Origin of the sequence: Brevibacillus sp. LEMMJ03, assembly GCF_007197875.1 — a bacterium.
In the GTDB taxonomy this organism is placed as follows: domain Bacteria; phylum Bacillota; class Bacilli; order Brevibacillales; family Brevibacillaceae; genus Brevibacillus; species Brevibacillus thermoruber.
In genome coordinates, this window is sequence record NZ_VKJN01000002.1 from 336157 (window position 1) to 363040 (window position 26884).

Here is a 26884-nt window from a genome sequence, read left to right on the forward strand (position 1 = left end):
TCAGCCCTCGACATGCGCGCCCAGTTTTTGGATAAGCCCGGTCCAGCCCTGATTCATGCGGTCGCGCACGATTGTATGCGGTTCGCCGAATTCCGTAACGGTGTCGGGATTCCAGCCGGAGTGGATCAGCGTAAACTCCGTTTTCCCGCCAAGGTCTTTCAGTTCAAACGTAATGATCCAGTCTTTCCCCCAGTGAAACGAAAGACGGTTGGGGGGATCCACTTCCGTCACCTTGCAGGGGGACATGCCGAACGGACCGGCATTCAAGTGAAACGCGTGGCCGACCACAGGTTGAAAGTCGTTCGGCATGAACCATGCGGCGAGACCTTCCGCCGTGGCAACGGCTTCCCACACTTTCTGGATCGGAGCATGGAACACCTGGGTGTGTCGAATGTCCGGAAGGGTTTGCGGGGTCTTGTTCTCCATTGTCGTACCTCCTGGTATGTGTGCTTCTCTTTTTCCTGAGGGCGAACCCGATCGAGGTTCATGTTCGCGATTGGAACCCAAATGGTTTCCTTTTTGATTTTATGACACCTTTTGGTTTCATGTCAAACGCGGGACCGGGGTTCCCGTTGGTTGTTCCGCCCGCTTCGTTTGTTGTCCTGCTGGTTTCCCCGTTTTTACAGTCCCCGGGTCGCCGCCGGATCGGCCCGGAATTCAGCAAGTAAAAAGGACGCTCCGCAAGCAGAACGTCCACATATACCGAGAATCGCGAATGTGCTTGGCGCGTCCAAATCGGTTAATAATCCAAGTTCAGCAGCTCTTTGATGCAACCGAATCATGTTGGGGTCGGTTATCCCCATTCTGTCCGTAATGTCTTTTGCGCTGATCTTGCGTGCATGCTGGATTTACCGGCTCTTTCGCGTTTGCCATCATCTCGATAAATTCATCAAGCGTCTCCTTGCCTCTGTATCCATGAAAAACCGTCAAGGCGCTTCGCATACTGAACAGTTCGAGTCTGCTCATACTTGCAATTGAATTCATTGAGTACCCTCCATCTCTTGCAAAGTCATTTCGTGTGGGCAAGATGAAAACGGTTCGTGATCAATCGTGATTTTTTGATGATCGCATGAATATCTTGGTAATTTTTGTATATTATTGTAAATTTTGATGGTGGCGAAAAAACTGGTGGCGGCAACCCGTTCAGTCCGTCGTGCGGCTTCTCAAAAGGAAGGGCTTTCCAGTATACTAATCATGTATAACGCCATCGTCTTCGCCGTCTCGATTCCCGTCTTGTCGCAGCGATACCGTGTCTGTCGTTCCTCTTTCCCCCGCTGATGCGGATGCAGGACAAACGACAGCCTCGGCCGCGGACCTTGGACGGAACGGGGAGTGGCGGCATTCTGTCTTGCGCACGCCAAAAAACATGCCGGAAGTTATGCGCATGTGCTGCGCAGACATTCGATGAACGAACGCAAACAAGGGCGGATGCGGCACGATCCATGGTGGTCCGCAGATGCCGACTGATTCGGGAGAGGTGACGGACACGATGTTTGAGCTGTTAAAGGAAGTGGGACGCGGCAAACGCGGCGCAAAAGACTTGACGTACGAGCAGGCTGCAGCAGCGGCGGAGATGTTTCTCAACGGCAGCGCGACGCCCGCGCAGATGGGCGCGTTTCTGATGGCCGAGCGGATCAAAATGGAGTCGCTGGACGAATTGGCGGCGTTTGTGGAGGTGTTTCGGCGGACTGTTTCGCCCGTCTCGTTTCCGGGCAGTCTCGATTGTGCCGGCCCCTACGACGGGCGGCGAAAATCGTTCATGGCCACGTTCCCTGCCGCCTTTGTGCTGGCCGCTTGCGGACAGCGGGTCACCCTGCACGGCAGTCCTTCCCTGCCGCCCAAGTGGGGCATCACGCTGACGGATGTGCTGAAGGCCGCAGGCGTGTCCGCGGATGCCGCCGACAGGCAGGCGCTTTTTTCGGCAGCCGAGCGCAGCGGCGTCTTGTTCGTCCCCACGGAAGCGTGGTGTCCCGCCCTGCACAATCTGCGTCCCCTGCGGCTGGAACTCGGCGTCCGCACCCTGTTCAACACGGTGGAAAAACTGCTGAGGGTAGCCGACTCTCCGTACATGGCCATCGGCATCTTCCACGGCACGGTATTTGAAAAGGTGGCGGAACTGCTGCTCCGCCTCGGAGTGGAACGGGGAATCGTCGTGCAGGGCATGGAAGGCTCCGAAGACGTGTCCGCCGCCAAACCGACCCGCACCTTGATCGTGGAAAACGGCAGCTGCCGTCCCTTTGTCGTCGATCCGTCCTCGCTCGGCTTGCAGGCGGAAGCGCCGGAAACCGACTGGACGCCGGAGCTGCAATGGCAGACGGCGGAAGCGGTGCTGAACGGAACGGCGGAACCTGCCTACCGCAACACGGTGCTCGTAAACAGCGCCCTGCGGCTGTGGATCACCGGGCGCGTCCCGACGTTGGACGACGGCGTGGCGGCGGCCCGCCAGGCGCTTGATTCCCAAGAGGCTTGGAACCGGTACAGACAGTGGCTGGATGAAGCCGCGGCACCCTCCTCTTCCGCACGCGATGCGGCAGCGGGCAGTACCGGCCGCTGACGACCGAACAGACACCGAAACCCATACAGCCCTTGGCTTGCCGGATCGCAGGCCAAGGGCCTTTTGCTGGCCCCCGATCCGCGCCCCGCTTTGTCCGTGACCAAAAAGACCAAAACAACCAATATGACCGTATCGTTTCCAATATTCCATCAATTCTTTAGAATGCAAATACAGAGAATGTAAAGCGCTTTCATCATACGGAAAGGAAGGGGACTTATGCGGATCAATTTTAAAAACCTGACCGTGCAGGTCGTGATCGCCATTATCCTCGGGATTATCGTCGGCCATTATGCGCCCAAGTTCGGGTCTGATCTGAAAGTGTTGGCCGACGTGTTCGTCAAGTTGATCAAGATGGTGATCCCGCCGATCGTCTTCTTCACCGTCGTCAACGGCATCGCCGGCATGGGCGACATGAAGAAGGTGGGGAAAATCGGCGGCAAGGCGCTGATTTATTTTGAAATCGTTACCACGATCGCGCTCGCCATCGGCCTCCTGGTGGTCAACATCATCAAGCCGGGCGTCGGTTTCGACAAGACCGGCCTCAGCGGCGCCGACATCTCCAAGTACACAAAGGCGGCCGAGGAAACCAGCCACGGCTTTATCGACTTCTTCGTCGGAATCATTCCGGACAACGTCGTCAACGCCATGGCCAAAGGCGAACTGCTGCCCATCCTGTTCTTCGCCGTCCTGTTCGGCCTGTCTCTCGCGGCCATGGGCTCCGCCGCCCAGCCGGTGATCAACCTGTTTGACAAGCTGGCGCACGGGTTCTTCGGCGTCGTCAACATGATCATGAAAGTCTCCCCGCTCGCGGCATTCGGGGCGATGGCCTACACCATCGGCACCTTCGGCATCGACTCCCTGAAGAGACTGGGCCTGCTGATGGGATCGGTCTACATCACGATGTTCCTGTTCATCGTCGTGGTGCTGGGGCTGATTGCCCGCTTCTACAACTTCAGCATCTTCTCGTTCATCAAATACATTCGCGAAGAAATCCTGCTGGTGCTGGGCACCTCGTCGTCCGAATCGGCGCTGCCCCGCATGATGGAGCGCCTGGAAAAATACGGCTGTTCCAAATCGGTCGTCGGTCTGGTCGTGCCGACCGGCTACTCGTTCAACCTGGACGGCACGTCCATTTATCTCTCCATGGCGGCCCTGTTCATCGCGCAGGCGTACGGCGTCGACCTGTCCATCTGGCAGCAGTTGACCCTGCTCGGCGTCTTGATGCTCACGTCCAAAGGGGCGGCCGGCGTCACCGGCTCCGGCTTCATCACCCTGGCGGCAACGCTGGCCGCGTTCCCGATGATCCCGGTCGAGGGCATCGCGCTCCTGCTCGGCGTCGACCGCTTCATGTCGGAAGCGCGCGCCATCACCAACCTGATCGGCAACGGCGTGGCTGCGGTAGTCATCGCCAAGCACGAAAACGAGTTTCATCCGCCTGCCCCGTCGGACGGGAAATCGCCGGCCATCTCGGCGTAACGGCGGCCCTCTTTTGACGGGTCTGGACAGCATCATCACGTTTTTCCCGGATGTGAACCGCGAAGTTCCATCCGGCGCTGAACCTCCCCTTTCCGGGAGGTTCTTTTTCATGCATGAAACGCGCGAAAATCGGTTGAATCTTCCGGCATTCTTTTATAAAGTAATCCTATATCACTTTACCAAAGGAAAGCAGCAGCAAAGGAAAACGGGAGGACATCTTGGGATGAAAACGATCGCGATCCTCGGGAGCAGCGGGGGAAACTTGTACAATCTGGGCGGAAAAGAGCCGGACAAGCTGCTGGAAGAAATCGCCGTACAGGCAGCAGCGGCCGGCCTGCGCATTCGGGCGGTGCAGTTCATCGCCGCCCAAGGGTCCATGGACATGGCGGGCAGCGACACCGGCGCCTCGGTATTCGGATGGGACGGCGAGGCGCCCGCCGTGCTTTTCGCCGGCACGCTGGAGGCGTGCAACCGGCATGTGCGGGAACTGGATGAACGGATCGCCGCCGACATCCGGCGGGGTGAGATTGACGGCCTGATCCTGATGAGCGCGGACCCGGACGGGGCGAACCGGCTGGCGATTGAGGCGGCTGTTGAACGGGGCGTTCCGATCGTCGGAACGGGCGGCACGTCAATGGCCCTGGTCAGCGCGAAAGGGGCCAACGTGATCGCCTCCTCCGGCACGACGGGAACCACCAACCGGACGAGGGCGGTCAGCTTCGTCGCCGCTTTGAGCAAACACTGGGGGATCAACTACCGCCCGGTGATCGGAACCGCCGGAAAGAGCGGCGTCGTCCCGGACGGACAGCCGTGGAAGCGGATCAACGTCAGAGGGATCATGATGGCGTCGCTTCCCGGCTTTATCGCCATGGCGGTCATTCTCGCGCTGGGCAAGGTTCCCGGCCTGGAGGCGCTGCAGGGTGTCTTCGACCTGCTGATCAAGGCGCTTCCCGTCGTCGTCGCGGCGGTGGCCGCCAAGCAGGTGGCCGAGATGGAGGAAGTCTCCGTCGTCGCCGGTGTCCTGGCGGGCGTTCTGTCCGTGGACGGCGGGATCATCGGCGGCATGATCGGCGGCATCGGCGCCGGGGTTCTCGTCCATCTGCTGTTTCGCACGTGCGTCGAATGGCGCTTCCCCGCGACGACGGTCAACATTATCGCCGGCGGCGTGTCGGGGCTGGCGGCCGGCCTGGCCGTCCACTTCCTGTTCGCCCCCGTCGCCCTGCAGGCGGGGGAACTGATCAAGGTGCTGATCGAAAGCGCGGTGGGCTACAGTCCCGTTCTTGCCGGACTGATCGCCGGTCTCCTGATCTGGCCGGCGATTCTCGGCGGCGTCTACCATGCCGCCATCCTGCCGATCGTCCTTTTGGAAATGGAGAAAACGGGGAACAGCTTCCTGGGCGCCGTCGACATGGTCGGGCTGGTCATGGTGTCCGCGGGAATCACGCTGGCCAACATCGTCTCGCCGCGGGAAAAGAGCGAAGCGGCGGTGGCCGCCCCCGGCTTTTTGATCAACATGGGCTTCGGCACGTTTGTGGAGGCCGCCTACCCGTTCATGTTTGCCAACCGCATCGTCTTTGCCGGGGCCATCGTATCCGCCGGGTTGGCCGGCATGCTGGCGGGCATGTTCGGCGTCAGGGGAACGGCGTATGTCCCCTCCATCGTGGCCCCTTTGCTGTCCAACAACATCGCCGGATTCGCCATGGCCATGGCCGGCGGGCTCGTCAGTTCGTTCCTGTTTACGCTGGTGGCAAACAAGATTGCGAAACGATCGACGGGAAAAACAGGCGAGCAGGCGTCGGCGTGATTCCCGCCGGCCCCCTGGCCTCCCGTGTCGCGGCCTTTCCCTCAACCCGCCGCAGCACAAACCCTCTCGTCCCCCTTTTCACGAGGGAGGAGAGGGTTTCTTTGCCTTGTAACCTTTCGAATGGTTTCGCTAGAAAAACAGGGACAGCAGCTCCTCGCGCGACCATTTTCCGAAAAACGGCTCGATGTCGATGCGAGCGAGCACATCCGCCACCGCCTGCTTGTCGTACGGCACGCCGCGAAGCATGGCCTCGATTTCGGACACGTCCCTCATTCCGAAGAAGTCCCCGTAGATTTTGGCTTCCTTGATACGCCCCTTCTCGATCTCCAACTGCACCTCCACCGTCCCGATGTCAAACCGGCGGGACTGCCGGAAGTTGCTCCTGGGCGATTTGCCGTAGTTCCACTCCCAGCTTTGGTAGCGGGAGCGGGACAGCTCGTGGATGTTCGTCCAATCCTCGTCGGAGAGCGGGTATTCCTCCACCGGTTTGCCGTCGAAGATGAAGGCGAGCAGTTCCTGCTTGAACTCCTCGATCGTCATCGTGCGGGGCAGAAATTCCGTGATGTTGGCGACCCGGCTGCGAATCGACTTAATCCCTTTCGACTGGATTTTCTGGGGATTCACGTTCAGCGCGGAGACGACACGCTCCAGGTCGGAGTCAAACAGCAGCGTGCCGTGGCTGAACATGCGTCCTTTGGCGGCGTACTGGGCGTTGCCGGAAATTTTCCGCTCGCCCACCTGGATGTCGTTGCGGCCCGTCAGCTCCGCGTCGACGCCCATCTGGCGCAGAGCGCGAACGACCGGATCGGTAAACTTGCGGAAGTTGTGAAAGGACTCTCCGTCGTCATTGGTAATAAAACTGAAGTTGAGGTTGCCGAGGTCGTGGTAGACGGCGCCGCCTCCCGACAGCCGGCGCACCACGTGAATCCGGTGTTCGTTGACGTAGTCGACATTGATCTCTTCGATCGTATTCTGGTTTTTCCCAATGATGATGGACGGTTCGTTGATGTAAAACAGCAGGTAGTCTTCGTTGGCGGGCAGGTGCTTTAAGGCGTATTCCTCGATCGCCAGGTTGATGCGGGGATCGGTGATTCCTCGATTGTCAATGAATTTCATGCGCTTTCCTCCTTTGCAGACCTGATGTCTGTTGGCTTGTCCGATCAAATGTTGACGGACACGCCTCTTGCTTTGCGTGGAAAAAGCAGGAATCGGCGGTTTTCCCCATCCTTACACCCCCCAGGTCTCTCCCCACTCCTTCATCGCGTCAAAAACCGGCCGCAGCGCGAGCCCCTTTTCGGTCAACGAATAGACCACGTGAGGGGGAATCTCCGAGTAGATCGTTCGGTTGACAATGCCCGCTTCCTCCAGTTCCTTTAGCCGCAGGGACAAGGTTCGGGGGCTTATCTCCTTCAAGGATCGCTGCAATTCGCCGAAGCGGCGGGGACCGTAAAACAAATCGCGCAGTATGACAAACGTCCACTTGCCGCCCAACACATCCATGATCTTTTCGATCGGGCACGCGGACTGGCCGCGATCCAACGGGTTCTCCATCCGTTACTCACCTCGCTATACCACTCTATAGTTACTATAAAAAATATCAGTACTTTTATCCAGATAGCACTTCATTTAGTATAGTCCGCAAGGGGCCCCTTGGTACAACAACACATGGATAAAGGATGTTGGAACCTATGAAAGACTGTCGTTTTCCCGGGTCCGCGCCTTGTTGGAGATCACCCGGCAAATCGCTATGGACCACAATACTGCGGCAAAGCGCACAGCAGCTTTCGGCAGGGGGGTTTGAACTGAGATGACGTTACAGCGGGCGTCTGATCTGCAGACGGACACACCCAGGCTGCAAACGAACTCGTCCACGGGTATGGCGACGCTGGTCGCACTGGCGATGGGGTTTGTTATGGCAACGCTTGACGTGACCGTGGTGAATGTCGCCGCTGCCGACTTGCAAAACAAGCTGGACATTACGCTCGCCAGCCTGACGTGGGTTGTCGACGGCTACATTCTGTCCTTCGCCTCTCTCCTGCTGGCGGGTGGCTCACTGGCCAACCGTTATGGCGCCAAGACGGTTTACATGGGGGGATTGACCCTGTTCGTCCTGGCCTCCCTGCTGTGCGCTTTGGCGCCGAGCGGAGCCATTCTCGTGACGGGCCGTCTTCTCCAAGGCGTCGGGGCGGCCTTCTTCATGCCCAGTTCCCTCAGCCTGCTTGCCTACGCGTATCCGGATGAGAAGAAACGGGCGAAAATGTTTGGCATCTGGTCGGCGATCGTCTCCGTCGCTTCGGGGCTGGGGCCGTTCATTGGCGGGGTATTGGTCGAGGCGTGCGGATGGCGGAGCATCTTTTTCATCAACCTCCCGATCGGGATTCTCGGGCTGTTCATGACGCATCGGGTGGTGCCTCAGACGCCCCGCGCAGCGGTCGAATTGCATACGGCCCGTCATGCGTGGGGAATGATCGCCCTGGCGGGGCTCTGTTATGCCCTGATCGAAGGCCCGTCTCACGGCTGGACCTCGCCGTCGATCATCGGTGCGGTCTGCCTGGCAGCCGCCGCCGCGATCCTGTTCCTGCACAGGGAGCGCCGTGCGGCAGCTCCGATTATTCCCGTCCGGTTACGGCGAGACTCCCGCTTTGCCGCTGCCAATGCGGTTGGCTTTTTGATCAACTTCGGCCTCTTCGGGGGGACCTTCATGCTGAGCCTCTTTCTGCAAAAGGCGCGGGAAGCCAGTCCCTTTGCGGCCGGGGTACAGCTCCTGCCGATGATGCTCGTGTTCGTGGCGGGCAATCTGTTGTTCGCCCGCCTGACGCCCCGTCTGGGGGCGAGACTGCCCATGCTCGCCTCACTCGCCGTGGCCGGCATCGGGTCGCTGCTGTTGGTCGCCATCTCCCCGGCCACCCCCTATTGGCTGTTGGCGGTCGTGCTGGCGGCCGTCAATCTGGCGGTGGGCGTCGCAGTTCCGGCGATGACGGCAGCCGTGATGCAGGCGTCGGGACTGTCGGACACCAATATGGCCGGCGCCATTTTGAATGCCAACAGGCAGATGGGGGCACTGTTCGGAGTGGCCGTCATGGGCGTGGTGCTCCACGAATCGGCCGACTGGTATCGTGGGGCAAGTCTTGCGTTTCTGATCACGGGGATCGCGTACATGACGGCCGGGGGGCTCGTCTGGCGGTTGATCCGCACGAGTTGAACGAGGGGCCTCATCCCCTCTCCCGGTCAGGAAATCAGCTTCAATCCGACCGCAGCGGCAAGGACGACGCCGATACACAGCATCCGGCGCCAATCGGTTGACTCGCCGTACAGGGCCATGCCCAGAATCGCCCCGCCCGCCGCGCCGATGCCGGTCCAGACCGCATAGGCCGTTCCCATCGGCAGGGTTTCCATCGCGAGGGAGAGAAACAGAAAGCTGGCCCCGAAACTGGCGAGCAGCAGCGCCAGCGTCAGCCAGGTCCGGTCGCGGTGCCATTTGTTGATCATCGCGACGCCCGTCATCTCGAAAAGTCCGGCGGCGATCAGATACAGCCACGCCATTGCGTCTCCCCTCCTTCCGCTTTCTCTTCCGGTTTCTCGTGGGTCACCAGCTTCAGTCCGACTACGCCCCCCAGCAGCAGCAGGATAAGGAGCACTTTCAACCACTGAAACGGCTCGCCGAAAAAGACGATGTCGGCAAACACCGTGCCGGCCGTGCCCATGCCGACAAAGACGGCGTAGACGGTGCCCACCGGCAGTGTCCGGCCGGCCCCGATCATCATGAAAAAGCTGACGCCAATGGCCGCTGCTGTTCCCAGCCACGTCCAAAGATCGTACGCGTGTTTCAGCCCGATCACCCACAGCACTTCAAACCCTGCCGCAATGAACACCTTTCCCCAATCTCTGTTCACGTCTCTCTCCTCCTCTTCATCCTGGTGGTCTCGTTTTTCCGGAGCAGCAAAAAAACCCGGGGGTATCGTCGGCACAACGATATCTCCCGGGCTTTTATCCCTCCGTGTCACAGCCAATCCGCTGTGTGTTTTCTCTCGGACCAGGCCAGCCAACGCTGCGGAACCCTAGAAAACAAGTGCTCTTCCATTTGGCCGTACTGTATCACATCGGGGCCGTGGGGTCAAGTACGGGGGTGCTGCAGCGCTTTCGCCTCCCGGAGGATCCGCTTGGCCCGCTCCGCCACGGGGTAGTCGACCAGCTTGCCGTTGACCTGAATGGCGGCGCTGCCGGAAGCGAGCGCTTCGTCAAAGGCGGCGGCGACCGCTTTCGCCTCCGCGATTTCCTCCGCCGTCGGGGAAAACGCGTCGTGGACAATCGGGATCTGGTCGGGGTGGATCACCAGCTTGCCCTGAAACCCGAGCTGCCGCGCAAGGCGGGCCTCATGCGCAAGGCCCTCCGCATCCTTGACGTCCGCGAAGACGGCGTCAATCGGCGGTTCGATGCCGGCTGCCCGGGAAATGACCACCAACTGCGAGCGGGCAAACAAGAGTTCTGTTCCCTCCCGCGTCAGCCGGGCGCCGATATCGAGGGCGAAGTCGACCGAACCGAACGCCAGCCGCTTCACCCGGGGGCTTGCCGAGGCGATGTCGTAGGCGTGGTAGAGACCGGCCGCCGTTTCGATAAGGGGTACGATCTCCGTCGAGCCGCACGGCAGATTCAAGTGATGCTCAAGCTGCGTCAGGTGGGCGTCCGCAGCGAGAATCTGCTGACGGTTTGCCGCTTTGGGCAGAACGATGCCCGTCAGTCCGCGCCCGATCGTGCCGTTGAGGTCGTCCAGGTAAAACGGCGTGGACGGGTCGTTCACCCGCACGTATTGGAGACGGCTGTCGTTTTCCCGCAGCGCCAGGCGCACCATGTCCCGCGCGCCCACTTTTTCCTGAAGCGGCACGGCGTCTTCCAAATCGTAAATGATCATGTCAGCCGCCAACTCCCTCACCTTGTCCAGCCGCCGCCGGCTGCTGCCCGGCACGAACATCCACGAACGAGCCAACCTCATCCGCCGTCCCCCTCACGCTTCCCGGTACTGTTCCACGCCCTGCCCGTACGAAAAGGATTCTCCTCTGAGGATCTTGTAACCCATTTTTATTATCTATCAATTTTGATACGAAAAAAAACCCGGGAGATATCGGATCCCCTGATATCCCCCGGGCAATTGTCCGCCGTGCCGCAGCCTGGTGACTCTGCGTGTTACCGCTCGGTTCAGGCCGGCCATTTGCTTCCACACGGCTGAGCCAACACTCGGCACGCGCGTTACGCCCGTTTCGGCGCCAGTTCGACCGCCTGACGGATCGCCTCTTTCATGCTCAGCTCGTCAGCCACGCCTTTTCCGGCAATATCGAACGCTGTGCCGTGATCGACGCTGGTGCGGATAATCGGAAGCCCCACGGTAATGTTCACACCGGCTTCCAAGCCGAGCACCTTGACAGGGCCGTGTCCCTGATCGTGATACATCGCGACGACAATGTCGAAGTCTCCCCGCGTCGCGCGGAAAAAGAGGGTGTCAGCCGGGAGCGGTCCCACCACGTCAATGCCCTCCTGCTGCGCCTGCCGAACCGCGGGCACCACTTTTTCCTCTTCTTCGCCGTATCCGAACAACCCGTTTTCGCCCGCGTGCGGGTTGATTCCGCAAACGGCTATCTTCGGGGAGGAAATCCCCGCCTTCTTCAAGGTCTCATGAGCCAGGACGATGACTTTGTAGACCCGCTCCGGCGTGATCATTTTCACCGCATCGATGAGCCCCACGTGGGTCGTCACATGGATCACTCTCAGTTTGGGAGCGGACAGCATCATGGAAACATCCTTGGTATTGGTCAGCTCCGCAAGTATTTCCGTATGACCCGGGTAGATGTGCCCGCCCTTGTGCAGCGCTTCCTTGTTGAGCGGCGCCGTGCAGATGGCGTCGATCTCCCCGGATTTCGCCAGTTCGATCGCCTTTTCCAGGAAGCGGAACGCGGCGTCCCCGGCCTGGACGGATACCTGTCCAAACGGCAGGTCTTCCGGCAGCAGGTCAAGGTCGAGGCAGTCGATCACGCCGTGTTCGTACTTCGCCGTGCCCGCATCACTGACCCGACTCACGGACAATCCGGCTCCCGTGATGCGGTTGGCGCGCTCCAACATTTTCGCGTCGCCGATGACAAGCGGCCGGCACATCTGATAGACAGCCGGATCTGCCAGCGCCTTTACAATAATTTCCGGGCCGATCCCGGCGGCATCGCCCATCGTAATGCCTACAATCGGTTTACTCATGTTCCCGATCCCCTTTCAAAACGTGTAACGCATGAAGCAGCGTGTGATTGGTGCCAAAAGCTCCCGCCTTCGTGACGACAAACAGCGGGTGCGCGCCAACGAGGCGGCTGAGCGGAATCCCCGGCTCAATCTCGTCCAGGAGCTGAATGCCGCTGACACCCAAGTGGCGGCATACGGCTTTCGCCGTGTCTCCTCCGGTGAGAATCATCCCCTGCAGGTCATGCCGGGCGGCAATGGCGGCGGCGGCGGTGCCCAGCGCATCCGCGATCCGGTTGGAGATGTCCGTGTCCGTCATCCCCCGGGCCTCTCCCAACTCCTTGGCCCCTTTTACATGGGCGGAGGTGGCGAGGGAATAGAACGCCGCATCCCGTCCGCTCTGGACCGCTTCCTCCAGTTCCCGGACGCACCGCTCCAGTTCCCGCTGCTGCTCGTCCTCCCCTGCCAGCAGGGCGAGGGGATTCAGTTCCACGCGAGCCACGTGCGGCGCTTCGCAAACGCGCCTCACCTGCTCCTGTGTCGTTTGCGAGATGCTTCCCGCAACCAGCAGCACCGGTTTTCCGGCCGGGGCAATCGCCACCCTCGGCCGGGGGCGTCCCGCAAGTCCAAGCGTCTCGGGAAGAACATCGGCCAATCCCGCAGAGCCGGTCCACAAGATTCGTGCCCGGTACCCCGTCATGATTGACGCAATCCGCTGCATGTCGCTGTCCGACTCGGCGTCGAAGACCATCACTTCCACGCCGTCCTGCCGCAGTCTGTCCACCTGTGCCCGAACGGCTTCCTCCCCCTCCCGCAGCACAGCCAGCGGGACCAGTCCCGTTTTCCGTTTGGATTGAGAGGCGAGCAGCTTGGGGATGTCCGATTCGCTCACCGGGCATTTGGGATCGCGGGCCATCTCCGTCTGGTCGATGGGCGTCCCGTTGAGAAAGTGTCTCCCGCCTCTCGTCACACGGCCGATTTTGGGATAGGCCGGGGCGACGACGGCGAAATCAAACGTAATCGTGTCCATCACCGCGTCGATTTCCGCCCCGAGATTGCCGCGCAGCGTCGAATCCAGTTTTTTGTAGACGTGCTGGAACTCCAGCGCACGCAAATACTGCGCCGCTTCCCTCACCCTGGCGTACGCGTCCGGTATCGGGAGGGAGCGGCTGTCCGTATCCATGACCGCGACGTCCGTGTCGACGCACTCCGCGGCCGCGTTTTTCCAATCAAAAAGAACGCGTGTCTCCAAGCCCATCCGCGCAAACTGAACGCCTGAATCCGAGGCGCCTGTCAGGTCGTCTGCGATGATGCCTATTTTTCTCATGACTGTTGCCTCGCCTTCTGTCCATGTTTCCCCCGTCCCGGGCTGCCTGCCCCCTCCGGGCTCACATCATCCGCCGAGCCGCATCGGGAAGGCAGAACAGCCAGCCAGGCGGGTGCCTCTTTCCCTGTCTGACGACCGAAGCGAAACGTCCCGAGCCGCTGCCTCGGGACACTCCCTTCTTCTCGATGGCTCATGATTAAGCCGTGTTGCTTTTGACGCCGATCCGCTTCGCCCACCAGGCCGTCACGATCGGTGCCAGAATGGCGGTCACGATCACGCAGGAAGCGATCAGCGCCGTTGCCGACGGCACCAATGGTTCGTACACGGGATTGGCGGCAGCTACTGCGGCCGGCACACCCACGGCGTTACCCGCAGTCGTGGCTGCAGCCAAACCGGCAATGCCGTTGCCGCCAGTCAATTTGTCTGCGGCAAAGAGCACGATGCCGGTGATGGCGACCACCGCCACTCCCAACAATACCCCCAGCAGTCCGGCTTTCCACACATTCTGAAGGTTCAGACCGGCGCCGAGCGCAAAGGCGAAGAACGGCACCAGTACCGGCACGGCCTTGCCCAGATAGTCGCGCATGTCTTTGTCGAGGTTGCCGAGAATCATGCCGACGACGAGCGGCAAAATGGCGCCGACCAGCGTTTCCCAGGGAAAGGCGGAAAGACCTGCCACACCCAGCGTCACCATCGTCAGGAACGGCCCCGACTCCAGGCTCATGATCGAGTACGCCCCTACGTCTTCTTTCTTCCCGAACTGTCCCATCAACGCCATGTACATGCCGCCGTTCGTGTCGTTCATCGCGGCCACGATCGCCAATACGGACAATCCGGCAAAGAATCCGCTTTCAACCATGCCTTCGCCGAGAAATTTCGCAGCGATAAAGCCAAGCACGACAGCCGTACCCACTTTGGCAGCCAGCAGGGCACCGCCCTTTTTCGCGATATACGGCGTCGCCTTGAAGTCGATGGTCGCGCCCATGCACACATAGAAGACAGCCAGAATCGGGAGTGCTCCGGTCAAAAGCGCACCTGTAAACGAACCAAACGTCTTCGCCGCCCCGGGAAACACGGTATTGATCACCGCACCGAGCAGCAGCGGAATGATCATCATGCCGCCCGGAATCCGTTCAATGGATGCTTTAATTTTCATGCGCAAGTGCCCCCTTTGGTACTATTGTTTAAAAATGAAACAATAACTATTTGATATCGCTTTCAATAGTCATTATAAGACGGGTCAAAGGGGGGATTCAATATTCAAACTGTTTATTTTTTCAACACTCCTCCCAATTTTCGCCACAGCGTTGTTCGATTGATGCCCAATCGTTTGGCCGCGCGTGATTGATTCATGCCTTCTTCTTTCAGCACGTGCAGCAAAATTTGCCGTTCAATCTCTTCCCAAGTTCCCTCCAGATTCAATCCGCCCAGGGGCAGCCCCCCGTTTCCGGCACGTGTTTCCGCGCTGTACCGCTGCCACGCTTCCTGCCATTCTTCCAGGCCCACATAGTGGCCCTCCGTCAGCAGCAGCATTTCTTCCACGACGTTTTCGAATTCTTTCAGGTTGCCGGGCCAGTCGTATTCGGCGAGCCGTTCGATTACCTCTTCCCTGATGCCGACGATGTGCTTGCCGTACGCCGAATTGTGATGGGCGATGAGCACACGCGCCAATTCCCCTATGTCCTCTACGCGTTCCCGCAGCGGAGGAATGCGCAGTTGGCACTCGGCGAGCTGGTGGAGCAGAAGAGAGGAAAAGCCGCCTCGTTTCGCGACCTGTCCGGGCGACAGGGTGGAGGAGGCAATCAGCCGCAGCCGTCCCCCTTTTTGCAGCTCGGCCGCCAACTGATCCTGCAGGCGAACAGACAGCTTGTCCGCTTCCTCCAGGTACAGGGTTCCTCCAGATGCGGTTGTAAGCAAACCTGGTTTTCCTTCCGTTCCGAACAGTTCTTCCGCCAGCCTCTCTTCCTCTGCGGATGAACAGCAGACGGAATAGAATCGGTGCCGGCCTTGTCTGCTCGCCACGTGGATGGCCTGGGCAAAATGCATGCGGCCGCTGCCCATCTCCCCGGTGAGCCAGACGCTTTTGTTCGTCTGCGCGTACGTCTGGGCCCGCTTTACCGTTTTCGCGATCTCCCGGCTGGACCCGATCACCTGCGCAAACGCGGCCAGCCGCTCCGGCGTCTGTATCTCCCGAAATGGCTGGGGCGGCACGCCCTTGCTTTCCTGCAGGTAGAGAACAAAAGCGGCCGGTTCCTCCTTTGTGCGGGCGGCAATCCGGATATCGCACAAACGGTCTTGTATCGCCACGTGTTCTGCTGTGACCGTTGTGCCGTCCGGCTGGTCGGCGGAAAGCAGGGACGCAACTGCCGGCGGAATCGCGTCGGCATTGCCCAGCCACGCCTGCGCCGCAGGATTCGCGTACAGGATGTCGCCGTTCGCACGCACCGCCAGCACGCCTGTCGTGTCGTGCTGCAGGAGTTCCTCGTAAAAACGCGCCTTTTCCTGCCCCTTCATGTAGATATCGTGGACGTACACCAGCTCCGTCAACATCTCCTGGACGGACTCGCGGCCGGATGTGATGAGGATGCCGTGATAGCCCATTTCCTGTGCGGTCCTCACCGTGACGACATCGCCCAGTACGATTTGCGCGCCCTGATTGGTCGCCTGCTCCAGCGCGCCTCTTACTTCCGACTCATGGTGAACGGGGTAAACGGGTATTTCAAGGTTGAGCAGGCTGGAGACGGTCGCCGCCCCCTGGCAGATTCCCGGGAAGCCGATGATGGCCGGCTTGCTGTTGGAATCCTTGATCAATGTGAGAACGCGCAGGATGTCGTAGCCGGAGACGGGGATGTCCACGACCGGAATGGACACGTGCTTGCGGATGAGCTGAGCCGTTCCTCCGCGGCTGACAATCACGTCGTACTTTTGCTTCTCGGCCTGCAGCACAATGGGCAGGGCCTCTTCCAGATCGGCGATTTCCACATCCATCTCGATCCGGTCGTCTTCTTTTGCGATGTCCAGCAGCAAATCCCGCAAGCCCGGGTACGGCGCGATGCCTTTTACCTTGATCTTCGCCATGTTCTTGCCTCCAATATGTTGCGAAATGAAACAGGTATCGCTAAAATTATACAACTTTGGCCGGAAAAAGCAAAAGAACCGGAACACCCGTTGTCCGGGCTGCCGGTTCACTAGATTTCGCTCAGGGTTTCCCCAGGTTTCGGATCACCTGCTCCGCTTCCTGATCGCGCCGCTCTGTTTCTCCCGCCGCGGTCCACTGCAGGAAGCGGTCGTCCAGCAGTTCGGCCAGAACGGCCCGGCGCTGTGTTTCGTTCAGTCCGAGCGCGAGCACCCTGTCCCGCATCGCTCCCAAAAAGGCCGTGTAATCTCCGTACTCCGGCCCGAACCGCTCCTCCAACTGCCGGCGCAGTTTTTTCGCCAGACCGGGGTTGTGTCCGCCCGTGGAAATGGCGATCTGCATATCGCCCCGCTCCACCACGGACGGAACGGTAAACGTGCACAGGTCGGGACGGTCGACGACATTGACCCACTGGTGCGGGCCGCACGCCCGGTGGACAGCCAGATTGACGCGGGGATCGTCCGTGGCTGCGATCACCACGACCGCGTCCCGCACGTCGTCAGGAACAAACGGGCGGCGGTGCAGCGTAATGCGTTCCGCTTCCGCCCACGAATCGACCGCCGGCGTGCAGGCGGGACTGACGACCGTGACGACGGCTCCCGTGTTCAGCAGGCCGCCGATCTTTCGTTCCGCCACGTGTCCCCCGCCGACGACGAGACACCGTTTGTCCCGCAGATTGGCCATCATCGGGTAGAGCCGCACCCTGCCTCACTCCTCGAACCACTTGATATTCTCCCGCAATTGTACCACGTCGCCGACCAGAATGATCGCGGGGTTGGAGATGCCGGGGTGGCGCTGGACCGTTTCCTCGATGGTGGCCAGCGTCCCGGTCACCGTCGCCTGCTCCGGCAGCGTTCCCCTGGCGATCACGGCGACGGGCGTGTCCGGCCGGCGGCCATGTTCCAGGAGCCGGGCACAAATCAGCGGCAGATTGGCGATCCCCATGTAAAAGGCGACCGTGTCCACGCCGCGTGCCAGCGCCCGCCACTTTTCCTCGTCCTCTCCCGATTTGCCGCCGCTCAAGTGCCCGGTCACCACGGCAAAGGAAGAGCCGTGCTCCCGATGCGTGACGGGGATGCCGGCGTAGGCCGGAGCGGCGATGCCGGCCGTGACGCCGGGAACGATCTCAAACGGGACGCCTCTTTGGGCCAGATGCTCGGCTTCTTCACCGGCCCGGCCAAACACGCACGGGTCTCCGCCCTTGAGCCGGACGACCGTTTTGCCCTCCAGCGCTTTTTCCGCCAGAAGCGCGTTGATCGCCTCCTGCCGCATCGTGTGGTTGTCCGGCAGTTTGCCGCAGTAGATGCGCTCCGCGTCATCCCGGACGTGCTCCAGCAGCGTCGGATTGGCCAGGCGGTCGTAGATGACGACGTCCGCCCGGCGCAGGCACTCCAGCCCTTTGACGGTGATCAGCTTGGGATCGCCCGGCCCCGCCCCGACAAGGTATACCTTGCCGCGCTGCGTCATCGGCTGCTCACCCCTGCCGACTCAAATGTCGCCATCTCCCGAATCATCCGGGTGGCCGCCTCCACGATCGGAAACGCCACCGCCGCCCCGCTGCCTTCGCCGAGCCTGAGGCCCAGGTCGATCAGCGGCTCTTTGCCCAGCGCCCGGAGCGCATGGAGATGGCCCGGCTCCTGGGAGCGGTGACCGGCGATCAGATAGTCGGCCGCTCCCGGACAGAGGCGGACGGCCAGCAGTGCCGCCACCGTGGAGATGAAGCCGTCCACCAGTACGGGGATGCGCCGCGCCGCGGCGCCGAGCACGGCTCCCGCCATCGCGCCGATTTCCAGGCCGCCCACTTTGGCCAGCGCCTCCAACGGCCGGGCCGGGTCCGGACGATGCCGGGCGAGCGCCTGTTTGACGACCGCTTTTTTCCGCTCCCACGCCGCGTCGCCGACGCCCGTCCCGCGGCCGACCAGCTCATCCGGTTCCGCCCCGCTCAGCGCCGCCAGCAGGGCGCTGCTGGCCGTCGTGTTGCCGATGCCCATCTCGCCGATGATCAACAGCTTCGCGCCCTCGTCAACGATCGCCCCGGCACACTCCAGGCCGACCTGTACGGCGCGCTCCGCCTCTTCCGGCGTCATGGCCTCCTCCCGCAGCAGGTTGCCGGTGCCCGGCCTGATTTTTTTTCGCCACACGCCAGGCGCCTCCACATCGGCAGCTACCCCCACGTCCACCACGTGCAGCAGGGCTCCGATCTGGCGGGAAAAGACGTTGATCGCCGCTCCCCCGGCCGCGAAGTTGGCCACCATCTGGGCGGTCACTTCCTGCGGGTAGGCGGAGACCCCCTCGGCCGTCACGCCATGGTCGGCGGCAAAGACAAGCACGCCGGGCGGTGTTACGGAAGGAAGCGCGCTGCCCGTCATCGCCGCCAGCCGGACAGCCAGCTCCTCCAGCCGGCCCAGGCTTCCCAGCGGCTTGGTCAGCTGATCCACGCGGCGTCTGGCCTCAGCCGCCGCCGCTTCGTTCAGCGGCTCAATCTTTACATACGGTTGTGTCCATTCGGTTTTCATCTTCCCACCCCATTTTCCTGAAACGCTCTCATCCGCTCCTCGATCAGATCCAGCCTGACGTGGCGCCTGACGCAGTCGGCCAACAGGTCAAAGCCCCGCTCCCGCAGCGCGACAAACGACGGCCGTTCGCCAAGCGGCGCCAGCCCCTTCCGCGCGCGAAGCTCGTCGAGCAGCAGCCAGCGGAATTCATCGTTGTGAAACAGCCCGTGAACATACGTGCCGAGCACCCGCCGCTCGGGATCGCAGAAGCCGTCCGCGCGATCGGCGAGCCGGATGAACGGGGAGACCCCGTCGGCAAATACGGAACGGCCCATGTGGATCTCGTACCCCTCCAGCCGAATCCGCCTGCCCGCGAACGACGCCTCGCCGCTGCACAGGACGGTGGTTTTGCGCCGCTCCAGCGTGGTCGTCATCGGGATCAATCCCATGCCCGCCACCGATTGGCGGGGCGACTCCACACCGTCCGGGTCGCTGACCGTCCGCCCCAGCATCTGATAGCCGCCGCACAGGCCGACCAGAAACGAGCGGCCCGCCGCGTGCAGCGAGAGAATCTCCCGCTCCAGACCCGTCTCCCGCAGGAACAAGAGGTCTTCCAGCGTGTTTTTGCTGCCGGGGAGCAGAATCAGATCGGGCTGCCCCAGCTCTTCCGGCCGGGTGACATAGCGAACGGTGCAGTCCGGCTCGACGAAAAACGGATCGGCGTCGGTAAAGTTGGAAATGCGCGGATAGCGGATCACCGCGACATCGATCTCCCGTGCCGTTTCCTTTTGCCCCTGGTAGCGGTGCAGGATGAGCGAATCCTCCGCGTCGATCCACAAGTCGGGAATGAACGGAACGACGCCCAGCACCGGTTTGCCCGTGTACTGTTCAAACCAGTCCAGCCCCGGCTGGAGCAGGGACAAATCGCCGCGGAACCGGTTGATGATCACGCCGATCACCCGCTCCCGGTCCTGCGGCTCCAGGAGCTGCAGCGTGCCCACCAGGCTGGCGAAGACGCCGCCCCGTTCGATGTCGGCCACCAGGATGACCGGCGCGTTGGCGAGGCGGGCCACCCGCATGTTGACCAGTTCCCGATCGTTCAGGTTGACCTCGGCCGGACTCCCCGCCCCTTCGATCACGATCCGCTCGTACGCAGCGGCCAGCCGACCGTACGCTTCCCGGATCACGCGCAGTCCCTCCTCGAAAAAATCGCTGCGGTAGGCGAGCGCCTTCATGTTGGCGTACGGTTCGCCGTTTACCACGATCTGCGACTCCGCGTCCCGCGTCGGCTTGATCAGAATCGGATTCATGTCGGTGGTGGCGACGACGCCGGCCGCCTCCGCCTGTACGCCCTGCGCCCGTCCGATTTCCTTGCCGTCCAGGGTGACGTAGGAGTTGAGCGCCATGTTTTGCGATTTGAAGGGAGCCGTCTTGTAGCCGTCCTGGGCAAAGATGCGGCAAAAGGCCGTCGCCAACACGCTTTTGCCCGCGTCGGAGCTGGTTCCCTGAATCATCAGCGGCAGCGCCTTAGCCACGCGCCTTCACCTCCAGGCACCGCTCCACCCAGCGCTTGGGCAGGGCGGGGTTGGAAGCGAAGTGCAGATGGGTGTAGCCGGCCACCAGATTGTCGCGGGCGTACCCCTCCGGTTTCGTGCCGCGCAGCCCCTTTGTCTCGTACGCGTGCGGCAGCTTGAGGTCAGCCGCAAACGTGGAGTAGTGAAACTCGTGCCCGTGGGCCTGTTCGTCCGGGCCGATCAGGAAGTTTTCCGCCGTCCCCCGCACCTCCCGGTAGCCGAGCGCGGCCAGCCGCTTCTGCATCGTCACCGTGCCGGGGATGATACCGGCCATCGGGTAGGTGCGTCCGTCCGTCGTCACGATCGCGTCGGTCAGGTACATGAATCCGCCGCACTCCGCCAGCGTCGGCAGTCCGGCCCGCACCGCCCGGCGGAACGACTCCAGCACCGTCCGGTTGCGCGACAGCTCGGCAGCGAACTCCTCGGGAAACCCGCCGCCGATGTAGAGGCCGTCCGCCTCCTGCGGAACGGGCTCGCCGGCCAGCGGGGAGAAAAAGAGCAGTTCCGCCCCGTTTGCCTCCAACAGCTCCAGGTTTTCCGGATAGTAGAAGTGGAACGCCGCGTCCTTGGCGACGGCGATCTTCACCCGTTTCTCCCCGGGGACGGCGGAGACGGGAGCAAACAGCTTCCGCTCCACATGAAACGGCTCCGCCTGCGCCAGCTCCCAGACCCGGTCCACATCCACCGTCTCCGCCACCCGTTCGGCCAGGCGGTCAAACAGCGGCTGCAGTTCGCCCCGCTCCACCGACGGCACCAGGCCGAGATGGCGCTCGGGAATTTCCAGGTCGGCCTCCCGCTTGAGGTAGCCGACCACCGGCACTCCGCACTCCTGCTCGACGGCAGCCTTGACGATTTGGTAGTGCCCCTCGCTGCCCGCTTTGTTGGCGACCACTCCGACGATCTTCACCTGCGGGTTGAGCATTTGAAAGCCCTTGACGATGGCCGCCGCGCTGCGGGCCATGCTCTGGCAGTTGACCACCAGCAGCACGGGCGAAGCCGTCAGCAGGCTGATCTCCGCCGTGCTGCCCCGGTCGCTGGTCGGCTCCTTGCCGTCGTACATGCCCATCACGCCCTCGATCACGGCGATGTCCGCCCCCTCCGAGCCCCGGGCAAAGATCTCCCGGACGGTGTCGTGCGGCAGCATCCAACTGTCCAGGTTGCGCGACACCCGTCCCGTCACCGCCGTGTGGTAGGTCGGGTCGATGTAATCCGGGCCGCACTTGAACCCCTGGACGGCGTACCCTTTTCGCTTCAGGGCCGCCATCAGGCCGATGGTGACGGTCGTCTTGCCGGCGCCGCTGCCCGTTCCGGCGATCACGATCCGGCGGTCGTTCGCGCTCATGGGCGTCCCTCCCCGCCGTACGGCATCAGTCCCACGGAGATGGTGACGTTGCCCGATTTTTTCTTGGTCAGCACCAGCTTGTCGACGCCCGCGTACAGCTTGGCCGCCGGTTCGCTCACCCCGTACGCGCCGGTGTACTTGAACACCGTGTCCGACGGCTCCTCCATCGGCACGCGGTTCAGCTCTTCCGGCGCATACCAGACAAACGGCCAGCCGTATTTTTCGCACACGGCGATCAGGCCCGCTTCATCCTTTTTCAGTTCGATCGTGGCCACCGCCTTGACGCTCTTGAGGGAGAACTTCAGCTCCTCCAACGTTTCCCTGATCACCGCTTCGATCTCTTCCGCCGACGTTCCCCGGTTGCAGCCGATGCCGAGCACGATCACCTTGGGCCGGTACAGGACCCCGTTGTCCAAAATCGCTTCTTCCTCGCGGGTCAGCAGGCGGTGCGTCACCACCAGCGCTGCCTGCGGCCGGTCAGCCAGCGCATCCGGAATGGACGCGTACACCCGAATGTTGGGAGGCATCGGCGTGTCGTGCATCCACCAGTGGCGCTCCCCCGACTCCTGCACCACGGCGACGCGTTCCTCATTGACCACGGAGGCGCTGACCGGGGTCAGTTTGTCCGCCGACTCCCACTCCCAGCCGAAACGGCGGCCAAACAGGTCGACGGGAATCGTCTTCTGCACGTCGGAGGCAGTCGTGATCACCGGCCGTGCCCCCATCACCGCTGCCACTTCCCGCGCCAGTTCGTTGGCGCCGCCGAGGTGGCCGGACAGCACGCTGATCACATGTTCCCCCTTGTCGTCGATCACCACCACGCCGGGATCGGTCTTTTTGTCCTCCAACAGCGGCGCGATCATCCGCACGACGGCGCCAAGTGAAATGATCACGATCAGTCCCTTGTAGGCCGGCCAGAGCGCGGGAAACAGCAGGCGGACGCTGCCGGAAAAGAGCTGGATGCCCTTTGCCGCCTCGTCGCCCTTGGCAAACTTGCTCATGTAGTAGAGATCGGTCCCCGGAAACGACTCGTGCAGCCGGCGCGCCATCTCCACACCGTGCTTGGTGATGGCGATGATCGCGTAGTCTCCCCGCTGCTCGATGGCGGGGATCTCTCCTTCCGTCAGTTCGATGATCATCCCTCTGTCACACCTTTTCTGTACCCGTGGGTAAAGGTTTTGTCGTACAACTTGGAGCGGTGCTGCCCGCTCTTTTCGTGAATGGCCGGGTCAAGCGCCCAGCCGGCCAGAATCATCGCGTGCGAGCGGATGCCGTGCTTGCCCATCTCTTCGTCCAGATGTTTCAGCGTGGTGCGGACGATCACCTGATCCGGCCAGCTCGCCCGCTGCACCACCGCCACCGGCGTATCTTCGCTCCAGCCCGCTTCCGTCAGCTCGCGGACCACTTTTTTCGTCAGGGTGGCGCTCAAAAAGAGGGCGATCGTGCAGTGATGCTCCGCCAGCGCGCGCAGCTTTTCCCGCTCCGGCACCGGGGTGCGCCCCTCCGCCCGGGTGAGGATCAGCGTCTGCGTCAGCTCGGGGATGGTCAATTCCGCCCCCAGCGCCGCCGCCGCGGCAAAGACGGAGCTGACGCCCGGCACGATCTCCACGTCTATGCCCGCTCGTTTCAAGAGGGCGATCTGCTCCATCGTCGCCCCGTAGACGGACGGGTCGCCGGTGTGCAGCCGGACCACTGTCTTCCCCTGGCGGACGCGGTCGACCATCAGCTCCACCATCTCTTCCAGCGCCATGCCGGAACTTTGCAGGACTTCCGCGCCCGGCTTGGCCTTGGCCGCCAGTTCGTCGCTGACGAGCGAGTCGGTGTAGAGGACGACGTCCGCCTGCTGCAGCAGTTTCAGCCCTTTCACCGTAATCAGATCCGGGTCGCCCGGACCCGCTCCCACGATGTACAGTTTCATGTCTTTTTCACCACCATCAGCGTGAGGTAGCCGAGCTCCGCCCGCTCCAGCTCCCGGACGTCTGTCCACACCATCTCTTCGGCGGAGGTTACTTTCGTGGCGACGGCCGCCTTGTCGACGAGGTCCAGATCGCGTAATAGCCCGATGATCATCGGCAGCACCTTGGCCACCTTCAAAAAGACGACGCAGTCGTGCGAAAGCAGCGCCTGTCTCATCGCCTCCCGGTCGTCCGTGGCCGGAATGATGCCGATCTGCTCGTCGCCGTCCGCAAGCGGCAGGCCGAGGCGGGAGGCGGCGCCGAGAAACGAGGAGACGCCCGGCACGGAGACAATCGGCACCTCGGGATGCGCCGCCTGCATCACCCGCATCATGTGAATAAAGGTGCTGTAAAACAGCGGATCGCCCTCGGTGACAAAGGCGACGTCCTTGCCTTGGCGCAGACGCTCCCAGACGAGCTCCACCGTGTTGGCCCACTCCCGCTCCAGCACTTCCTTGTCCTTGGTCATGGGAAAGACCAGTCCGAGCATCTCCTTGCCTTCCGAAGGCTTGACGTACAGCTCGGCGATCTGGTGGGCGTAGCTTTTGCTGCCCATCCGCTTTTTCGGGTAGGCGACCACCGGCGACTGCTGCAGCAGGCGAAATGCCTTGACCGTGATCAGCTCCGGATCGCCGGGGCCGACGCCGATGCCGTACAGGGTTCCAATCCTGCTCACGCGCTGTCTCCTCCTCTCTCTTTCTCCTCCTGCTTGGCCCAGGCGGTGATGATGTAGACGGGGTTGAGTCCTTCGAACCGGGTCATGTTCAGGATCGGCTTGCTGCGCGACAGCTGCGCCAGCGTCACCGAGGTCTCAAAGTGTTCCTCCGCAAACGCCTGCGTCGCCGCGTACAGCGTCTCGATCGTGGCCGCGTTGACGACGATCCGGCCGTTTGGCTTCAAGCGGCTGCAGCACACGTGCAAAAGCTCCCGCAGTTCGCCGCCGCTGCCGCCGATAAAGACCGCGTCCGGGTCGGGAAACTGGTCCAGTCCTTCCGGCGCCCTGGCGTGCACGACGGTGAAGTCGGTGCGGAACTTGGCCATGTTCTGGCGGCAGTTTTCCAGATCGTCCGCGTTTTTTTCCACCGCGTACACCTCGCCTTCCCGGGCGATGCGTGCCGCTTCAATCGCCACCGAACCGGTGCAGGTGCCGATGTCCCAGACAACGCTTGTGGCGTGAAGCTGCATCTGGGCCAGGCTGAGAACGCGCACTTCCTTTTTCGTGATCAGCCCTTTGTCCGGCTTACGCTGGGAAAACTCCTCGTCGGCGATGCCGAGCGGCCAGACGGGGCTCTCCCGCCGCTTGCGCAGGATCACCACGTTCAGGTCGGAAAAGGCGCCGTCCGCCATCTCCTCCAGCGTGTACCAGCCGGTCCGTTCTTCCGGACTGCCCAGGTTTTCGCCCACAAACGCGTCGTACTCGGTCATGCCGAACGCGAGCAGGTAGCGGGCGATGGCGGCGGGATTGTTCTCGCGATCGGTCAGCAGGGCCACTTTTTCCCGGCCGTCGATCCGCTGCGCCAGCCCCTTCATGCTGCGCCCGTGCACGCTGGCGAAGTAGGCGTCCTGCCACGACTCGCCCGTCTTGGCAAAGGCGAGCTGAATCGAGCTGAGGTGCGGGTAAATTTCCACGTTCAGCTTTTTTGCCAGCAGGCTGCCGACGCCGTAAAACAGCGGATCGCCCGAGGCGAGAATCACCGTTTTCCGCTTCTCCTCGCGCAGCCGGTCCGCCAGCGCCGAAAGGCCTCCCTTCAGCACCAGCTTTTCGCCCGCGTACTCGGGAAAAAAGGAGAGGTGCCGCTCTCCACCGACCAGCAGTTCGCTCTCCATGATCCATGTGCGGTACAACGGCAGCAGGCTCTGCTGCCCGTCGTCCCCGATTCCGATCACCTTAATCGCCTGTGTCATTCACTGTCACCCTTCCCAACAGGGACCCTTTCATCGTAATCAGCACGGTCTCGATTTCCATGCCGCCGCCCGCTTCCTTCAGGCCGGCGCGGCAGCAGCTTTCGCACAGCTTGGCAAAAAAGGCGGGGTAGTCCGCCATCATGTCGCCCACCTGGGCCGCGGTGTTGGCTTCCTTCGCCTGCTGCACCAGCTCGTCGGGCGCCCCCGCCTCGGCCGCGAGCCCGGCGAGAAAGCCGAAATCGACCGGCGCGCTTTTGGAGTGAACCATCATCACGCCTTGGGCCACTTTGGAAAACTTGCCCATCATCCCGACCAGGGTCACCTTTTTCACCTGCTTTCGCTTGCACTGCTGCAGGGAAAACCCGACGAAATCCCCCATCTCGACGAACGCTTCCTCCGGCAGTTCGGGGTACAGCTGCATGCCGAACTGCTCGCTTTTTCCGCCGGTGGACAGCACGATGTGCTCGCATCCCGCCTCGCGGGCCACATTGATCGCCTGGGCGATGCTGGCCTTGTAGGCGGCGGTGGAAAAGGGGACGACGATGCCGCGCGTGCCGAGAATGGAAATGCCGCCGATGATGCCGAGCCGCCCGTTCAGCGTCTTTTTCGCGATCTCCTCTCCGTCGGGCACGGAAATGACCACGCGCACGCCCCGTTCCACGCCGTACTGCTCCAGCACGGACTGGACCGCCTCCCGGATCATTTTCCGGGGTACGGGGTTGATCGCCGCCTCGCCGATCGGCACCGGCAGGCCCGGTTTGGTCACCCGGCCCACGCCAACGCCGCCGTCCAGCTCCATGCCCGGCTCGTCCCGCCAGGTGACCGTGCTGAGGATCAAGGCGCCGTGGGTGGCATCGGGGTCGTCTCCGCCGTCCTTGATGATGCCCGCCGTCGCCTCGTCGGCCGTCCACTCGCAGCGCTCCAGTTGAAACGTCACATCCATGCCGGCCGGCAGGGGAATGGTGGACTGCGTCTGCCGCTCCTGGGTGATCAGGGCGGTGAGGGCCGCCTTGGTCGCTGCCGCGGCGCACGCACCCGTGGTGTAGCCGTGGCGGAGCGGTTTCGCTTCCTTTTCGTCCGTTGCCGCTTTTGCCGCCATG

At 62.1% G+C, this 26884-nt stretch carries 24 protein-coding genes and 1 riboswitch; of the genes, 4 read left to right on the forward strand and 20 right to left on the reverse strand.

What is annotated here, in order from left to right; all coding sequences use genetic code 11:
• A complete protein-coding gene (locus tag FOI68_RS04205; RefSeq protein WP_044898301.1) occupies positions 1 to 426 on the reverse strand; it encodes an SRPBCC family protein in 426 nt (141 codons plus the stop codon).
• Positions 427 to 1456: 1030 nt separating this feature from the next.
• Here FOI68_RS04205 and FOI68_RS04210 point away from each other — a divergent pair.
• From FOI68_RS04210 to FOI68_RS04220, 3 genes are all read left to right on the forward strand, one after another.
• On the forward strand, positions 1457 to 2554 hold the full coding sequence (locus tag FOI68_RS04210; protein ID WP_143862411.1) for an anthranilate phosphoribosyltransferase: 1098 nt from the start codon (positions 1457 to 1459) through the stop codon (positions 2552 to 2554).
• 216 nt (positions 2555 to 2770) lie between these two features.
• On the forward strand, positions 2771 to 4030 hold the full coding sequence (locus tag FOI68_RS04215) for a dicarboxylate/amino acid:cation symporter (RefSeq protein WP_035300725.1): 1260 nt from the start codon (positions 2771 to 2773) through the stop codon (positions 4028 to 4030).
• 223 nt (positions 4031 to 4253) lie between these two features.
• Positions 4254 to 5834, forward strand: a complete 1581-nt coding sequence (locus tag FOI68_RS04220) for a PTS sugar transporter (RefSeq protein ID WP_143862412.1) — start codon at positions 4254 to 4256, stop codon at positions 5832 to 5834.
• A gap of 129 nt (positions 5835 to 5963) precedes the next feature.
• On the opposite strand, the gene lplA is transcribed toward FOI68_RS04220, so the two are convergent.
• A complete protein-coding gene (lplA, locus tag FOI68_RS04225) occupies positions 5964 to 6950 on the reverse strand; it encodes a lipoate--protein ligase (RefSeq protein ID WP_143862413.1) in 987 nt (328 codons plus the stop codon).
• A gap of 111 nt (positions 6951 to 7061) precedes the next feature.
• Positions 7062 to 7385 (reverse strand): winged helix-turn-helix transcriptional regulator, encoded by a 324-nt coding sequence (locus FOI68_RS04230; RefSeq protein WP_029097820.1) that lies wholly within the window; start codon positions 7383 to 7385, stop codon positions 7062 to 7064.
• A gap of 256 nt (positions 7386 to 7641) precedes the next feature.
• Here FOI68_RS04230 and FOI68_RS04235 point away from each other — a divergent pair, with 256 nt between their 5' ends.
• Positions 7642 to 9036: an MFS transporter gene (locus FOI68_RS04235; protein WP_143862414.1), complete on the forward strand. Its 1395-nt coding sequence runs from the start codon at positions 7642 to 7644 to the stop codon at positions 9034 to 9036.
• 26 nt (positions 9037 to 9062) lie between these two features.
• Here the strand turns inward: FOI68_RS04235 and FOI68_RS04240 are convergent, their stop codons facing one another.
• The 17 genes from FOI68_RS04240 to FOI68_RS04320 all read right to left on the reverse strand — a co-directional run bounded on the left by FOI68_RS04240 (position 9063) and on the right by FOI68_RS04320 (position 26883).
• Positions 9063 to 9377, reverse strand: coding sequence for a DMT family transporter (locus FOI68_RS04240; RefSeq protein WP_029097822.1), 315 nt, complete (start codon positions 9375 to 9377; stop codon positions 9063 to 9065).
• Positions 9359 to 9727 (reverse strand): DMT family transporter, encoded by a 369-nt coding sequence (locus FOI68_RS04245; RefSeq protein WP_035300730.1) that lies wholly within the window; start codon positions 9725 to 9727, stop codon positions 9359 to 9361. The genes FOI68_RS04240 and FOI68_RS04245 overlap by 19 nt, the downstream gene beginning before the upstream one ends.
• Positions 9728 to 9808: 81 nt before the next feature.
• Positions 9809 to 9907, reverse strand: a riboswitch (guanidine-I (ykkC/yxkD leader).
• Positions 9908 to 9948: 41 nt separating this feature from the next.
• Positions 9949 to 10824: an HpcH/HpaI aldolase/citrate lyase family protein gene (locus FOI68_RS04250; RefSeq protein WP_029097824.1), complete on the reverse strand. Its 876-nt coding sequence runs from the start codon at positions 10822 to 10824 to the stop codon at positions 9949 to 9951.
• A 254-nt stretch (positions 10825 to 11078) separates the two neighbouring features.
• Positions 11079 to 12074 (reverse strand): 4-hydroxythreonine-4-phosphate dehydrogenase PdxA, encoded by a 996-nt coding sequence (gene pdxA / locus FOI68_RS04255; RefSeq protein WP_143862415.1) that lies wholly within the window; start codon positions 12072 to 12074, stop codon positions 11079 to 11081.
• Complete coding sequence (locus FOI68_RS04260) at positions 12067 to 13377, reverse strand: four-carbon acid sugar kinase family protein (protein WP_143862416.1); 1311 nt, start codon at positions 13375 to 13377, stop codon at positions 12067 to 12069. Before FOI68_RS04260 ends, pdxA begins: the two co-directional genes overlap by 8 nt.
• Before the next feature lie 196 nt (positions 13378 to 13573).
• Entirely contained in the window at positions 13574 to 14533 is a 960-nt protein-coding gene (locus tag FOI68_RS04265; RefSeq protein ID WP_143862417.1) for a 2-keto-3-deoxygluconate permease, read from the reverse strand.
• A gap of 113 nt (positions 14534 to 14646) precedes the next feature.
• Entirely contained in the window at positions 14647 to 16455 is a 1809-nt protein-coding gene (locus FOI68_RS04270; RefSeq protein ID WP_143862418.1) for a PrpR N-terminal domain-containing protein, read from the reverse strand.
• 121 nt (positions 16456 to 16576) lie between these two features.
• Positions 16577 to 17215, reverse strand: coding sequence for a precorrin-2 dehydrogenase/sirohydrochlorin ferrochelatase family protein (locus FOI68_RS04275; RefSeq protein WP_143862419.1), 639 nt, complete (start codon positions 17213 to 17215; stop codon positions 16577 to 16579).
• A gap of 6 nt (positions 17216 to 17221) precedes the next feature.
• Positions 17222 to 17980, reverse strand: a complete 759-nt coding sequence (gene cobA, locus FOI68_RS04280) for a uroporphyrinogen-III C-methyltransferase (protein ID WP_143862420.1) — start codon at positions 17978 to 17980, stop codon at positions 17222 to 17224.
• On the reverse strand, positions 17977 to 19029 hold the full coding sequence (gene cobT / locus FOI68_RS04285) for a nicotinate-nucleotide--dimethylbenzimidazole phosphoribosyltransferase (protein ID WP_143862421.1): 1053 nt from the start codon (positions 19027 to 19029) through the stop codon (positions 17977 to 17979). Before cobT ends, cobA begins: the two co-directional genes overlap by 4 nt.
• Complete coding sequence (locus tag FOI68_RS04290) at positions 19026 to 20543, reverse strand: cobyric acid synthase (RefSeq protein ID WP_143862422.1); 1518 nt, start codon at positions 20541 to 20543, stop codon at positions 19026 to 19028. The genes cobT and FOI68_RS04290 overlap by 4 nt, the downstream gene beginning before the upstream one ends.
• Entirely contained in the window at positions 20536 to 21924 is a 1389-nt protein-coding gene (locus FOI68_RS04295; RefSeq protein ID WP_143862423.1) for a cobyrinic acid a,c-diamide synthase CobB, read from the reverse strand. Before FOI68_RS04295 ends, FOI68_RS04290 begins: the two co-directional genes overlap by 8 nt.
• The gene (locus FOI68_RS04300; RefSeq protein WP_143862424.1) at positions 21921 to 23063 is read right to left on the reverse strand and encodes a cobalt-precorrin 5A hydrolase; all 1143 of its coding nucleotides are present in this window, start codon (positions 23061 to 23063) and stop codon (positions 21921 to 21923) included. The genes FOI68_RS04295 and FOI68_RS04300 overlap by 4 nt, the downstream gene beginning before the upstream one ends.
• On the reverse strand, positions 23060 to 23842 hold the full coding sequence (gene cobM, locus FOI68_RS04305; protein WP_035300771.1) for a precorrin-4 C(11)-methyltransferase: 783 nt from the start codon (positions 23840 to 23842) through the stop codon (positions 23060 to 23062). Before cobM ends, FOI68_RS04300 begins: the two co-directional genes overlap by 4 nt.
• A complete protein-coding gene (gene cobI, locus FOI68_RS04310) occupies positions 23839 to 24555 on the reverse strand; it encodes a precorrin-2 C(20)-methyltransferase (protein ID WP_143862425.1) in 717 nt (238 codons plus the stop codon). The genes cobM and cobI overlap by 4 nt, the downstream gene beginning before the upstream one ends.
• Complete coding sequence (gene cbiE, locus FOI68_RS04315) at positions 24552 to 25784, reverse strand: precorrin-6y C5,15-methyltransferase (decarboxylating) subunit CbiE (protein WP_143862426.1); 1233 nt, start codon at positions 25782 to 25784, stop codon at positions 24552 to 24554. The genes cobI and cbiE overlap by 4 nt, the downstream gene beginning before the upstream one ends.
• Positions 25768 to 26883 carry a cobalt-precorrin-5B (C(1))-methyltransferase gene (locus FOI68_RS04320; protein WP_143862427.1) on the reverse strand — a complete coding sequence of 372 codons (1116 nt, stop codon included), beginning with the start codon at positions 26881 to 26883 and terminating at the stop codon, positions 25768 to 25770. The genes cbiE and FOI68_RS04320 overlap by 17 nt, the downstream gene beginning before the upstream one ends.
• Position 26884: the final 1 nt, after the last annotated feature.